The following is a 12,994-nucleotide window of genomic DNA, read 5'->3' on the forward strand; positions in this document are numbered from 1 at the left end:
TTCACCCTCTGATTTTCATTTTGTACTCGATTGCCCGCTGATACGCAGCTGATGCCAGCGATACGAACGGAATCAGCTTCAGCTTCGCCAAAAGCAGAAGGCATGAGCGTTTAGCGTCAAACGGCGCCGTTCCTGTTTTGGAAAGACTCAGGCGGAACACTGGATCAGCGCATATCCGGCTGATATTCTGCCATTTCTCAGAAAAACGTCCGCCGTTATTCCGCTTCCATTCATTAAGCAGGCAGACTGTTCCGTGCTGGACGATAAAAAAGTCCAGCTCCTGCCGGTACTCCTGTAAGCAGCCGTTTTCACGCAAAAAAGCCTCGTTCAGCCGATAGAGAACGAGACCTGAGTCAAACAGCTTTTTCTGATAGCTTTGCACAATGGAAGTCAAGTGAATCCGATAATGATAGAGCGGCTGATCCACGTACGAGACCGCACCTGCGTAAACATGCGCCCGGAGGCTGAAGTACTGATCCTCCACGTGCTCCAGCTCATCACGAAGCGGAAAGCGCAGCCGATGCTGTTCGATCATGGTTCTGTTGTACAGCTTGTTCCATGAAAATCCGCTGACTCTTCCCTCAAATAAATCTTTCAGGTACAGTTGTTTCGGACGGCCCTCATATGCTGAAGCGATCGTTGATACGACGGTTTTCCCCGTATCCGCAAATTCGGCCGCATATTCGCAAATGACGAGATCAGCCTGATCAGCCTTCGCTTTTTCATACATGCGCAGGCAATAATCCGGTTCAACCCAGTCGTCCGCATCAATAAAAGCGATAAATTCGCCGCGCGCCGCCTCAATGCCTTTGTTGCGGACCGCGCCGAGCCCCCGGTTTTTCTGATGAATGACCCGTATTCTCTCATCCCGCTTTTGATAGGTTTCAAGAATGGCCGGGCTTTGATCGGTTGACCCGTCATTGACGGCGATGATTTCGATATTGGCGAGCGACTGATTGAGCAATGAATCTAAACATCTTTCTAAATAGGTTTCCGTATTATACACAGCAATTAATAAACTGACCTCGGGTGTTTCCATATAAACCTCCAGTATCCATTACCGGGAAAAAATCGTTCTGTACGGAAGCACAGACGAATCGACCGGCATAAGCAAATAGCTGTAAAGAAAATAACAGACAATAATGGCGATATAAATCAGGGCATTCGATTTTTCATCAAAAATCCTCACAAAATAAGGTATCAGGATCATTTGGTACAGGCCGAAATATATATTAAACCGGGCAAAAATAACATCCTTTGTCGCCAGCAGACCGAACAGCAGGCCGAGCAGACAGAAATTCACGATGACATCAATGCCAGGCCAGAGCTTCCGCAGCCGCTCCCGGTAGCAGAAAGCCAAAAACAGCGGCAGAAGCAGCACCGCGATTTTTACGACGTTCATCCCGTTCGTATTGGTCATCAGCCATTTCTCATAATGGCCGTACGAGCTGTTTTCCAGTACGACGACAAACAGCGAAATGAACTTCTGATACAGAAACGTCATGAGAAGAAACAATGCCGACAGCCCGAAAATCGCGGGCGACCATGCCCTTCTTCTGACGATAAAATAAACCGGAATCATGATCAGGGCCGAGGAATGAAAGAGCGAGCACAGGACAACGATTGACATATAACGCTTCCAGCTTCCGCTGATCACGTAGCGGACGGCCCAAAACAGCACGGCCGCCACCATATACTGCCTGATGCCGTTAAAAGAAGCGTAATAATGATACGTGCCTAAAAACAAAAACACACTCAGCTCAAACGGACGGCCGAACTCGGCGAGCCCTTTTAAAATAAAGCTGCACGTCACGACCGCCACGGTGAAATACATGATTTGCGGATCTTTCGTGATAAAATTCATGAGCCAGATGAGAGCGGTAAACCCCGGGTCAACGGCGGCTTTTTTCGCTCCGAACCCGAAAATCTCCCATATGCTGCCGTAATTGCCCGCCAGTTTGTACATCAGCGCGTACGTCTGAAAATCCGTTCCGACTCTGTAGCGTAACCCGGAGACCAATACCAGCGATAGCAGCGGAACCAGCATGACGAGCTGATTCGGGCGGTACCCGGTCGAAAGCGATTGATCACGCCCGCCGCACATTTTCGCGAACCATGACCAAATATAAACAATTCCCATATTGACTACATATACAATCATTCGTTACTGTTCCTTTTCACAATTCATATTGTAAAGCTTCATAACAGCCCCCGCATTTTCTCCCGCATCATATCCCAGCCGTCCAAGGGTTTCTTTAATGCGGGCCTTGTCAGGCACCGGTGTCTCCGCTGCCCGTAAAATCGCGGCTGCCCATAGTTCGGGCGGCTCTTTGAGGCTGAGCCTGCTGACCAGTCCGAGCCCGGCATCGGCTTCTTCTGTTATGCCGTCTGATATCACGCACGGCACCCCGGAGGCCTGCGCTTCAACGAGCGTGACAGGCAGCCCCTCATATAGAGAAGGCATGACAAATACATCCAGCGTTTTCAGCAGATCATGGACGCGCTCCTCTACACCGATAAAACGCACATCATCATCAAGCCCCAGCTTCTCCGCCAGTTTTTCCATATCAGTGCGAAGCGGACCGTCTCCAGCGAGAATCAGCTGAAAGCCGATGCCCCGCTCTTTCATATCAGCGGCCAGCCGGAGCAGAAATTGGTGGTTTTTCTCCTCTGTAAAGCGGCCGATATGGCCGATTGCCAAACGGCCGCCGGCAATGCCCCGCTTCCTTTTTTCCGATTCTGTATCCGCACGCCCGCCTGCAAATAAATCGAGATCAATGCCGTTCGGCAAAAGATGCACATCTTTTTCTTTACCGAATAAGAAACGTCCCGCCTCTTCCCCGCAGGCGCACAGCGCGGTGGCGTTTGCCGTGATCATCCGTCTGAATACAAACAGCTGCATCCCGGCAAGCCGCGACGACCGCCCCCGCCACGACGTGCTGTGAGAATGGCAGATCCGCACCGGGACACCGGCTAAACGCGCAGCCAGCGCGATAAATCCCGATTGAAAATCGGTATGGGCGTGCACGGCGGCAAACGGGCCTTTTTCCTGAATCACCCGTTTGACCTGTTTCACAAATGTTATCGGATTTGTGCTGCCGATGCTCGGCACATAAAAAAGCCGTCCGCCGAGAATAAGAATTTCCTCATCATAAGCGCACGGATCGTTCCTATGGGTTAAAAAATCAAACTGCACCTTCGTTCTGTCCATCTTCCGGTACAAATTCATCATCATCGTTTCTGCGCCGCCTCTGTTCATCCCGCTGAAGATGTGCAGCACCCGAACAGGTGTGTCAGTCATGTTCGGCAAGCCCTTCTTTTTGGCGGATGTCCCTGTTTTTATGATAACGGTTCATGACCGCGGGCGGCGTAATAGCGCGGATGAGCGGCTTTGCGATATACACGTAATGAGAAAGCGGCAGCTTCAGCCGTCTGCACGCCTGAAAAACGAGCACAGCATTATCAATGGAATACGTGAACGATCTCCGTTTAAACGCATCGCTGTCCTCTCTCACTTTATACAGCGTTTCCTGGAGATTGTACCCCCTGAAGCCCTCTTCAAAAAAGCGCAGCCACAAATCGATATCCTCCATCCGCCTCGTCCGCCTGACTGACCGGTAGCCGCCGAGCGCTTTGTACGCTTCGGCCCGCATCATAATGGTGCCGTGGCAGAACGGTGTGCCTTTCGCCATGATTTCCGGTTTCGGCACCGGCGGCAAAAGCCGGGCGCCCCTCACGCCGAATTCGTCAAATACGAGCATACCCGTGCCTACGACTTGATAGTGGGCGTGCTTGTTTAAGAAAGCGGCCTGTTTTTCCAGTCTCCTCGGGGCGGAGATATCGTCTCCGTCCTGTCTGGCGATATAATCGCCCGATGCGTATGTCAGACAGCGGTTCAGCGAAGCGGCAAGCCGTTGATTTGTCTTATTTTGAATCAGCGTGATCCGGTCGCTGTAATGATCCGCGTAACGGCGCGCAATCTGATACGTTCCGTCAGTTGACGCGTCATCACACATAATCAGCTCCCAATTCTTATAAGATTGGCTCAGGATGGATTCAATACTCTCCGCCAATGTCTGTTCGCAATTATAAATTCCCATGATGACGGAAATTTTCGGTTGTGCTCCTGCATTCATACGCTTTTCTCCTTTTTATCCATATAACCGGCGTAAATATGCGCCATTTCCTTTACCGTGCGTGTTTCTGAAAAACATTCCGCCGTACGGCGCCCTTTTTGCCCCATTGCTTTTCGCAGGCCGGGGGAGCGGTACAGCTTTTCAATCCGATCGGCAAACGCCGCGCTGTCTCCGGCCGGCACGAGAAAACCATTCACGCCGTCTTCGATGATCTCACGGTGCCCCCTGTTATCTGCAGCAACGGCGGGCTTTTCGGCAGCCATTCCCTCAAGGACATTCATGCCGAGCCCTTCGCGGATACTTGAGGCGACAGACAGATCAGCAAGCTGAATGAGTTCATGAATGTCCCGGCAAAAACCGTAAAACCGCACAATGTCGGATACACCGAGTGATTCAGCCTTTTTTCTGTACGACTCTTCCATCGCGCCTTCCCCCGCAAATACAAGCTTCAGCTCAGGGATGCTGTTCTTCAGCAATGCCGCAGCCTCAATGAGGATACCCTGGTTTTTATTGCCGTTTAATTCAGCGGGATAAACGAGGATAAATTCTCCGGCAGTGAAGCCGTGTTTTTCTCTCAGACGTTCACTCTCCGCCCGGCTCACAGGCCGAAACCTGTCCGTATCAACGCCGATGCCGTGTATTTTTTTCGCGTCGCAATCCGTTTTTTTCATTTGCTTGGCCCGTTCGTAATCCTCTTCATTAATGGTAATCAGGCAATCCGTATAAGAAGAAAGAAATTTTTCGATCGGGTAATAAAGAAGCCAATTTTTCAGAGGCGCTCCCTCACAGAAGTGAAAACCGTGCGCGGTGTAGAGCACCTTTGTCCCTTTTTGGCGCGCTTGTCTCGCGGCAAGGCGGGCGAGCACGCCGCCGACCGGCGTATGGCAGTGAATCATGTCATAGCCGTTATCCTGAATGAGCCGTTTCAGCTGTCTGTAAACAGAAAGATTTTCGGGATGAAACGGTGAGCGCCGGATCGGAACGGAAAACTTTTCATTCACGAACGGCAGATTCATATCACCGCCTGCCGCGACGTGCACCTCCCAGCCCATATCCTGAAACCATTGAAAATACGGAAGATGAAAGGCTTTAAAATGATAATCGACAGTGGCACAGAATAATACTTTTTTCGTCATCTTTCTGACCTCCCATCACACGCCTGCGGCCGCTTCTTCATGTACTGATTCGATTGCCTCAAACAGCCGTTTTCTCAGCTCTTCCTCAGGCAGACGGCTGAATTCTTCCATAAAGCGGATGAGCACGGCCCAATCCCCGTCCACCGCTTTCCCGATATGGATTTTCGGAAAAATCTGTTCCGTATGTACTTCATTATGATTCAGCAGTTCTTCATACATCTTTTCTCCCGGTCGGATGCCGGAGAATTCAATGGGAATCTGTTCTGTCGTATAGCCTGATAAATGAATCAGGTTTTTTGCCAGATCGACGATTTTGACGGGTTCTCCCATATCCAGAACGAAAATCTGCCGCCCTTTTGCAAGCGCCCCCGCCTGAATGACGAGTCTTGACGCTTCGGGGATCGTCATAAAATATCTTGTCATCGCCGGATGCGTGACGGTGACGGGTCCGCCTTTTGCAATTTGCTTTTTGAAAATCGGAATGACGCTGCCGCGGCTTCCGAGCACATTTCCGAAACGGACGGCGGCGAATTTGGTGCGGCTGATTTTTCCGAGGTTCATGATGACCATTTCCGCAAACCGCTTCGTCGCCCCCATAACATTGGCCGGATTGACCGCTTTATCAGAAGAAATCAGCACGAACGTTTCCGTTCCGCACATATCGGCGGCCTCGGCGACATTTTTTGTGCCGATGATGTTGTTTTTGACAGCTTCCTCCGGGTTATGTTCCATTAACGGCACATGTTTATGGGCAGCCGCATGATAGACGACGTGCGGCTCGTATTTTTTCATCAAAGTAAAGATTTTATCTCTGTCCTGAATATCAGCGATCTCAGCGTGAAAAAGCACCTCTTTCCCAAAGCGTGCTGACAGTTCGGAATGCACGGAATAAATGCTGTTTTCCCCGTGGCCGAGAAGGACGATTTCACGCGGAAGAAACGAGCTGATCTGGCGGCAGATCTCAGAACCGATAGAGCCGCCGGCACCCGTGACCAGAATCGTTTTTCCCTTTATGCTGTCAGAAATTTTGCTCGTATCCAGGGTGACCGGTTTTCTGCCGAGCAGATCTTCGGCGTTTACATCTCTGATGTGTCCGGCAGCCTGTGTTCCCAGCAGGATCTCATCAAATTGCGGCATGATTTTAATATGGGCGCCCGTCTGCACACATTCTTTGTATAAAGTCTGAAGCTCATGGGTGCAAAGAGACGGAATGGCGATGATGATATGGTGAATTCTCAGCCTCTGCACCGCCGGCATAATGCTTTCTTTTCCGCCGATGACGGGCAGCCCCATAATCTCGAGCTTATGCTTCGTCTGGTCATCATCAATAAAAGCCACAGGCATGATTCCGAGATCATTTTTCTGCGTAAGCTGACGGGCGAGCAGCGTCCCCCCCGCGCCGGCGCCGATAATCAGCGCCCGGGAAGAGTCATTTTGCTTCTTGCCGATCGTTTCTTTCAGCACGCGTGAAATCATCCGGCTGCCTCCGATAAACAATAGCTGAACCATCCAGCTGACAGCTAAAAGCCGGAACAAAATCGTGTGGAACACCCCATATTGAACGGCGGCCGTCACCGCTGCGGACAGAGTGATCCCCTTCAGCAGGGCAAGCAGCTCCCCTATTCCCGTATACGTCCATACCTGCTTATACTGGTGAAACATAAAAGCGCATACATGGTGGCTGATCAGCATGCTCACCGCGGTCAGCAAGAGCGCTCCGGAGTCATAAAAGTGATAAGAATCCTCAAAAAATTGATATCCTATAACAACGGAAAGTAAAACGAGATACGTATCCAATGCAAATATCATTGAAAGTCTTCTCCGGTAAGTCAATCTTTCCCCTCCTCATTTATCGGTTTAGCTGATACGGTTTTCGCAAAAAAAAAACAGGCATAACAGCTAAGCCGATAAAAATGCGGCATTTTAAGATAAATTGGGCATTTAACCCGTCCTCACACCCCGCCACCGACGACCAGCATCTAAGGCAGCGAAAACCGCTGCCCACAGCAGAGCCGAGTGCCTCCTTTGATAAAGGTAAGGAGACATCACCTTCACCGCTCAATACGAGTAGTGTTCTGTTTTTTTGATTTTCTTTTTATTCAGCAGCGCGCCCAAAAGCTTCGCCTTCGACTGCTGAAGCGCGTCTTTCGCCTTTTGGACGGTATCCATTTTTGTTTTTCCGCTCAAGACGACGAGAACGCTTCCATCCGTCTGGTTCGCTAAAATCTGTCCGTCCGCCACCGCCAAAAGCGGAGGTGAATCGAAAATGACCAGACTGTACCGGCTGTACATCTCCTGAATCAGCTCTCCCATCGCTTTAGAGGACAAAAGCTCAGCCGGATTCGGCGGCGTCGGACCGCTTGTTAAGATATAAAGATTATCTATCAGTGTTTTTTGCACCGTTTCGCTGAGGGAAGCGTTTCCGACTAACACATTCGTAAGACCTTGTACATTTTCAAGCTGATAAGTCTCATGTATCGTCGGTTTTCGTAAATCCGCATCGACGAGCAGCACCTTTTTTTCCTGCTGCGCAAATACCGCGGCAAGGTTGGCGGCGCTGAATGATTTTCCTTCTCCCGGAACGGAAGAAGTGACGAGAATGGAGCGCAAATGGGTCTGTACAGAGGAAAACTCAATATTTGTCCGAATGGTGCGGTATTGTTCAGCTACCAATGATTTGTGGTGTAAAACGGATATTTGAGCCAATCCCCGTCTTGACTTCTTTTTTCTGAATCCCAAATGCCTCACTCCCCGAAATGTTTTTCATCAGACCGTGTCTTCTGATTTTTGATATCATACACAACCCCTAAAACAGGCAAATCTGTTTTTTCGCTGAGCTGCCGCTCGCTTTTAACGGTTTCATCAAGAAAGTGGAGAAAAAACGCAAGCGTCACACCGGCCATAAGGGCCGCACCGAATGCCATCAGGATATTCCGGATGCGCGAAGGCTTGACCATCGGGCTTTCCGATGCTTTTGCCTCAGACAAAACGATGACGCCTTTTATATTCATCCTGTCGCGGACTTCTTTTTTAAATGTTTTCATCAGCGTGTTCGCTATTGCGGCGGCCTGTTTCGGATTCTCATCCTGCACCGCTGCGGTGATGATTTCTGAATCGGTTTCGCTGCTTGTCGTGATCTTTGCTTTCAAAGCGGATGCCGTCTCAGAAAGATGGAGCTTCCGCTTCACTTTCTCAAGCACAACCGGGCTTTTCATTATCGTTTGAAACGTGTTGTTGTAATGGAGATTCAGCTGGATGTCGCTGAGATTTGATTTTTTTTCACCGCTTGTTTCATGAATGAGCACCTGGGTCGATGCCTGATAAACGGGCGAAATCACTCGAAATTGGATGTATCCCGTCACCAGCGTCACCACTGCTGTCATGATAAAAATCAGTAAAAATCTGTGCTTAATAATGTCAAATAATTCTTTAAAACTCATATTCTCATTCATGTAATATACAGCCTCATCCTTGTTGCATCAGGCTTAAACGCCCCCTTCTGTTAATGATTGGATTATAAAAGAAAAGCCCGAAATTTGAAAATTTCAAATTAAGCCATTTAGTTCTTTTTAGAGAACATTATCATGATTTTCCTCTTATTTACTGCACTTACCTTATAATTTTAAATTTTATAAAGAACAAAAAATTTCTTATAATGAACAAAAAATGCCAGTATACAGGGGAGAATTCAGCATAATGATTGGAAGAATAATACGTTTATACCGCAGAAGAAAAGGCTACTCCATTAATCAGCTAGCAGTCGAAGCAGGTGTCTCTAAATCTTATTTAAGCAAGATAGAACGGGGGGTTCATTCAAATCCGTCTATTCAATTTCTAAAAAAAGTGTCCGCCACCCTGCAGGTCGATCTGACGGAGCTTTTTGATGCCGAAACGATGCTGCATCACATGGGAGACACGGAAGATGAGTGGCGTATCCATCTTGTGCAGGCCGTGCAGTCAGGCATGCCGAAAGAAGAACTGTTCACCTTTACGAACAAACTGACTGAAAAACGGCCGGAGCCCGCACCCTACCGCAACAGAAAACTGACTGAATCCAATATTGAGGAATGGAAAGCGCTGATGCAGGAAGCAAAAGAACTCGGCTTGTCCGTTCAGGAAGTCAGATCATTTTTAGAACGGAAACGTTACTGATCATATGCTGATGAAAGGGCTTTTATTCGCTTCTTGTCATCATCTCTGTTTATAATGAAATGAAAAAGGGGGATGAAATAATGACAGAACTTACCGTTCAAACCCGCTGCGGCGCATTGAAGGGAACTGCCGGTCACGGTGTCCGCACATGGAAGGGTATACCGTATGCAAAACCGCCCGTTGGAGAACTGAGATTTAAAGCGCCGAAGCCGCCCGCACCTTGGGACGGCGTAAAAAATGCCGATTCGTTCGGACCGGTTTGCCCGCAGCCGGCTGATTTGCTGTCGATGTCATTTTCCGGAGATGTACCGCCTCAATCTGAAGATTGCCTTTACCTCAATGTGTTCGCTCCCGATTCAGAGGGCGGGAAACGTCCTGTCATGGTATGGATTCATGGCGGCGCATTTTTCCTAGGTGCCGGAAGCGAACCGACTTACGACGCATCTGCTCTTGCCGCTGACGGCGATGTTATTGTGGTGACACTTAATTACAGGCTCGGGCCGTTCGGTTTTTTACATTTGTTTTCTATTAATGACACATATCCCGGCAATATCGGCATGCTCGATCAGATCGCCGCGCTGCGCTGGGTGAAGGACAATATCTCCGCATTCGGAGGAGACCCTGATAATGTCACGGTATTCGGTGAATCGGCAGGCGGCATGAGCATCGCCTCACTTATGGCCATGCCTGACGCAAAAGGCCTGTTTCATAAAGCCATACTGGAAAGCGGCGCCTCTCAGACGATGCCGGCGGACGTGGCAAAAGAGATCACAACAGCATTTATTCAAGAGGCGGGCACTGATCAATTGCAGGAGCTTTCCGTTAATGACATTCTCAAGACTGCGGATAAGTTGCGGAACACAATAGATCAAAGCATTTTTCATCTTTTGTTTCAGCCCGCCATCGATCCGGCCACATTGCCTGCGGAACCGGCCAAAGCCATAGCAGACGGGGCCGCGGAAGGCATACCAATGATCATCGGAACCAATCGTGATGAAGCATATTTGTTTTTCACCCCTGATACAGAAATTCATTCCGAGAAAAAACAGCAAGAATATTTGCTTTATCATCTCGGAGAGAACTGCGCCAAGCAAGCGGCAGATTTATATCCGCATTCTTTAACAGGACAAATTGATATGATGACAGATCTGAAATTCTGGCGGCCTGCCGTTGCCTTTGCACAAGAACAATCGCAATACGCGCCCGTCTGGATGTACCGCTTTGACTGGCATGGCGAAACACCGCCGTTTCATAAAGCGGTTCACGCTCTGGAATTGCCGTTTGTGTTCGGAAACTTTGATTCTTTGAAAAAGACCCTGCAGGAACCGCTCGGCGAAGATGCAAAACAGCTCTCCAAGCTGATTCAATCCGCATGGATCGCTTTTGCAAAAACCGGAAAACCGGACACTGATCAGCTCCATTGGCCTCAGTATGAAACAGGTTCGCGTGAGACGATCATTTTCAACACATCCGTCTCGACGGAAAGCGATCCCGATTCAGCCAAACGCCGCATTCTGTTTCAAGCATAAAAAAACCCCAAGGGAACCGCTCCCTTGGGGTTTCGTTTTCATCTCACTTCAGACATCAGTCAGCTTCAGCCTAGTCATTCGGTTTCGCAGAATACCCATTTCCATATTAAATGGTTGCAGGATTTTCATACGGACCGGCCCACACAATATCAAAAAATAAAAACAAACATGAAAAAAGAAACCCGGTAACCTTACTGGGTTTCTTTCATATTTCATTCTATCTTACTTCATAACGCAATTCCGCAAATTGCTTGTAGCGCCGGACATCCGTAAGCTTCAATGCGGTCTCCGTCTCTCCCGGTCTGAATAACGGAATACCCCGGCCAAGCAGAACGGGAGCGATCTGAATGATAAACTCATCGACAAGCTCTTCTTTCAATATCGGCTGCAGCAGATCACCACCGCCGACAATCCAAATCCGCTTGCCATCTTGGCGTTTCAACGCTTGTATAAAATCGGCAGGTTCTTCATGAATAAACCGCACATCTTCAGTACACCCGGTCAATGTCCGTGAAAACACAAAGCATTCTTTCCCCTTATATGGAAATTCATCAGGCAATAAAACCAATATTTCCTCATATGTTTTTCTGCCCATGACGATCGTATCGACAGATTCATAGAAGTCTGCATAATCGGTGTCTTCTTCACCTTCAGTTCCGATCAGCCAATCCAAAGAATGATTTTCCCGCGCAAGATAGCCATCTGCGCTGACAGCTCCGTAAAAAACGAGCTTTCTTTGACCGCTCATGAAAACCCCTCCCCTTTTTTACAAGTTCATATTGAGTTCATACAAACCTATTATACTGCAAGAAGCCGGATAAACCGGCAGTTAAAAAATTGAGGTGAGTATAAATATGAACAGCCAAGAAAAACGAATTGCGATTATCGGTGCAGGGCCCGGCGGTCTGACACTGGCGCGCATTCTGCAGCAGGGAGGGCTCGCCCCGGTCATTTATGAGCAGGAAACATCACCGGCTGAGCGGCAGCAGGGCGGAACGCTTGATTTAGATGAACAAACCGGACAAAAAGCGCTGCAGGCGGCCGGCCTTCTCGGCTCCTTCCGGTCGATCTGCCGTTATGAAGGGCAGGCGCTGAAAATCACAGATAAAAAAGGAACCGTTTTTGCTGAGACCGGACCTGAAAAACTGACGGATCATGGGCGGCCTGAAATTGACCGAACCGAACTTCGCAGACTGCTGCTGCAATCGCTGAAGCCGGACACGATCAAATGGGGGCATAAGCTTTCTCATGCCGTTCCGCTTGAGAAAGGACGTCATAAGCTCGAATTTGAAAACGGACATACAGACGTCTTTGATCTTATCATTGCGGCGGACGGCGCCTTTTCCCGGGTTCGTCCCCTTCTCAGCGATGCGCCTGTTGAATACTCCGGAATCAGCATGATTGAGCTTCATATTATGAATGCGGCGGCTTACTTCCCTGACCTCGCCTGCTTTCACGGCACGGGGAGCATGTATGCCCTTGATGACCGGAAAGCGATTATGGCTCAGCTCAATGGAGACGGCAAAATCCGGGTCTATTTATGCTTTGCCGCCGGCAGGAATTGGATAGATGAAAACGACATAGATTATGATCAGCCCGAGGAGGCGAAGCAGAAACTTCTGGAGCTTTTTGAGGACTGGAGCGATGACCTGAAACATTACATCCAATACGCAGGAGAAACCATTCTGCCGCGAAGACTGTACAGCTTGCCCGTGCAGCATAAGTGGCAGCACAAACAAGGCGTCACGCTGATCGGTGATGCCGCCCATCTCATGACGCCGTTTGCCGGGGCGGGAGCCAATCTGGCTATGCTGGATGCGGCGGAACTCGGGCTTTCTATCTTACACAATGCTGATATAGACAAAGCGGTAAAACAATATGAAGAAAAAATGTTTGCTTATGCGGAAGAAACGGCAGCTGAGACCGACTCACACATGAAAACATTCTTTTCAGAGAGCGCCGCACAGAAGATAGGCGCCCTGATGAATGCATTTTAAATCTGATATATGAACTGGAGGTGCGCTGAAAGTAAAGCTTTCGG

12 protein-coding genes are annotated in these 12,994 nt (G+C 49.1%); 3 read left to right on the forward strand and 9 right to left on the reverse strand.

Going from position 1 to position 12,994, the window contains the following annotated elements; all coding sequences use genetic code 11:
* Position 1 precedes the first annotated feature (1 nt).
* The 8 genes from QRX25_RS16660 to QRX25_RS16695 form a co-directional block, all read right to left on the reverse strand.
* Complete coding sequence (locus tag QRX25_RS16660; RefSeq protein ID WP_212099395.1) at positions 2 to 1,039, reverse strand: glycosyltransferase family 2 protein; 1,038 nt, start codon at positions 1,037 to 1,039, stop codon at positions 2 to 4.
* 18 nt (positions 1,040 to 1,057) lie between these two features.
* Complete coding sequence (gene epsG / locus QRX25_RS16665; protein ID WP_065982388.1) at positions 1,058 to 2,161, reverse strand: biofilm exopolysaccharide biosynthesis protein EpsG; 1,104 nt, start codon at positions 2,159 to 2,161, stop codon at positions 1,058 to 1,060.
* Between the two features lie 3 nt (positions 2,162 to 2,164).
* The gene (locus QRX25_RS16670; RefSeq protein WP_212099398.1) at positions 2,165 to 3,301 is read right to left on the reverse strand and encodes a glycosyltransferase family 1 protein; all 1,137 of its coding nucleotides are present in this window, start codon (positions 3,299 to 3,301) and stop codon (positions 2,165 to 2,167) included.
* Positions 3,294 to 4,136 (reverse strand): glycosyltransferase EpsE, encoded by an 843-nt coding sequence (gene epsE, locus QRX25_RS16675; protein ID WP_065522287.1) that lies wholly within the window; start codon positions 4,134 to 4,136, stop codon positions 3,294 to 3,296. Before epsE ends, QRX25_RS16670 begins: the two co-directional genes overlap by 8 nt.
* Positions 4,133 to 5,272 (reverse strand): glycosyltransferase family 4 protein, encoded by a 1,140-nt coding sequence (locus QRX25_RS16680; RefSeq protein WP_115996852.1) that lies wholly within the window; start codon positions 5,270 to 5,272, stop codon positions 4,133 to 4,135. The genes epsE and QRX25_RS16680 overlap by 4 nt, the downstream gene beginning before the upstream one ends.
* A gap of 15 nt (positions 5,273 to 5,287) precedes the next feature.
* Positions 5,288 to 7,105 carry a polysaccharide biosynthesis protein gene (locus QRX25_RS16685; RefSeq protein WP_193551579.1) on the reverse strand — a complete coding sequence of 606 codons (1,818 nt, stop codon included), beginning with the start codon at positions 7,103 to 7,105 and terminating at the stop codon, positions 5,288 to 5,290.
* A gap of 225 nt (positions 7,106 to 7,330) precedes the next feature.
* Positions 7,331 to 8,011 carry a protein tyrosine kinase EpsB gene (epsB, locus tag QRX25_RS16690; protein WP_212099401.1) on the reverse strand — a complete coding sequence of 227 codons (681 nt, stop codon included), beginning with the start codon at positions 8,009 to 8,011 and terminating at the stop codon, positions 7,331 to 7,333.
* A 5-nt stretch (positions 8,012 to 8,016) separates the two neighbouring features.
* Positions 8,017 to 8,724, reverse strand: coding sequence for a YveK family protein (locus QRX25_RS16695; RefSeq protein ID WP_212099404.1), 708 nt, complete (start codon positions 8,722 to 8,724; stop codon positions 8,017 to 8,019).
* Positions 8,725 to 8,968: 244 nt separating this feature from the next.
* Here QRX25_RS16695 and slrR point away from each other — a divergent pair, with 244 nt between their 5' ends.
* A complete protein-coding gene (gene slrR / locus QRX25_RS16700) occupies positions 8,969 to 9,424 on the forward strand; it encodes an HTH-type transcriptional regulator SlrR (protein ID WP_007407395.1) in 456 nt (151 codons plus the stop codon).
* Between the two features lie 80 nt (positions 9,425 to 9,504).
* Positions 9,505 to 10,953, forward strand: a complete 1,449-nt coding sequence (locus QRX25_RS16705; protein WP_212099407.1) for a carboxylesterase/lipase family protein — start codon at positions 9,505 to 9,507, stop codon at positions 10,951 to 10,953.
* A gap of 217 nt (positions 10,954 to 11,170) precedes the next feature.
* On the opposite strand, the gene QRX25_RS16710 is transcribed toward QRX25_RS16705, so the two are convergent.
* On the reverse strand, positions 11,171 to 11,701 hold the full coding sequence (locus QRX25_RS16710; protein ID WP_065982395.1) for a dihydrofolate reductase family protein: 531 nt from the start codon (positions 11,699 to 11,701) through the stop codon (positions 11,171 to 11,173).
* 106 nt (positions 11,702 to 11,807) lie between these two features.
* On the opposite strand from QRX25_RS16710, the gene QRX25_RS16715 reads away from it, so the two are divergent.
* Positions 11,808 to 12,950 carry an FAD-dependent oxidoreductase gene (locus QRX25_RS16715; protein ID WP_212099409.1) on the forward strand — a complete coding sequence of 381 codons (1,143 nt, stop codon included), beginning with the start codon at positions 11,808 to 11,810 and terminating at the stop codon, positions 12,948 to 12,950.
* The last annotated feature ends 44 nt before the right edge of the window (positions 12,951 to 12,994 follow it).

Source organism: Bacillus sp. L381 (genome assembly GCF_030284525.1).
Taxonomy (GTDB): domain Bacteria; phylum Bacillota; class Bacilli; order Bacillales; family Bacillaceae; genus Bacillus; species Bacillus amyloliquefaciens.

Coding starts and splice junctions, on each gene's coding strand:
- QRX25_RS16660 (WP_212099395.1), bottom strand. CDS start 1,039: ATGGAAACACCCGAGGTCAGTTTATTAATTGCTGTGTATAATACGGAA.
- epsG (WP_065982388.1), bottom strand. CDS start 2,161: ATGATTGTATATGTAGTCAATATGGGAATTGTTTATATTTGGTCATGG.
- QRX25_RS16670 (WP_212099398.1), bottom strand. CDS start 3,301: ATGACTGACACACCTGTTCGGGTGCTGCACATCTTCAGCGGGATGAAC.
- epsE (WP_065522287.1), bottom strand. CDS start 4,136: ATGAATGCAGGAGCACAACCGAAAATTTCCGTCATCATGGGAATTTAT.
- QRX25_RS16680 (WP_115996852.1), bottom strand. CDS start 5,272: ATGACGAAAAAAGTATTATTCTGTGCCACTGTCGATTATCATTTTAAA.
- QRX25_RS16695 (WP_212099404.1), bottom strand. CDS start 8,724: ATGAATGAGAATATGAGTTTTAAAGAATTATTTGACATTATTAAGCAC.
- slrR (WP_007407395.1), top strand. CDS start 8,969: ATGATTGGAAGAATAATACGTTTATACCGCAGAAGAAAAGGCTACTCC.
- QRX25_RS16705 (WP_212099407.1), top strand. CDS start 9,505: ATGACAGAACTTACCGTTCAAACCCGCTGCGGCGCATTGAAGGGAACT.
- QRX25_RS16710 (WP_065982395.1), bottom strand. CDS start 11,701: ATGAGCGGTCAAAGAAAGCTCGTTTTTTACGGAGCTGTCAGCGCAGAT.
- QRX25_RS16715 (WP_212099409.1), top strand. CDS start 11,808: ATGAACAGCCAAGAAAAACGAATTGCGATTATCGGTGCAGGGCCCGGC.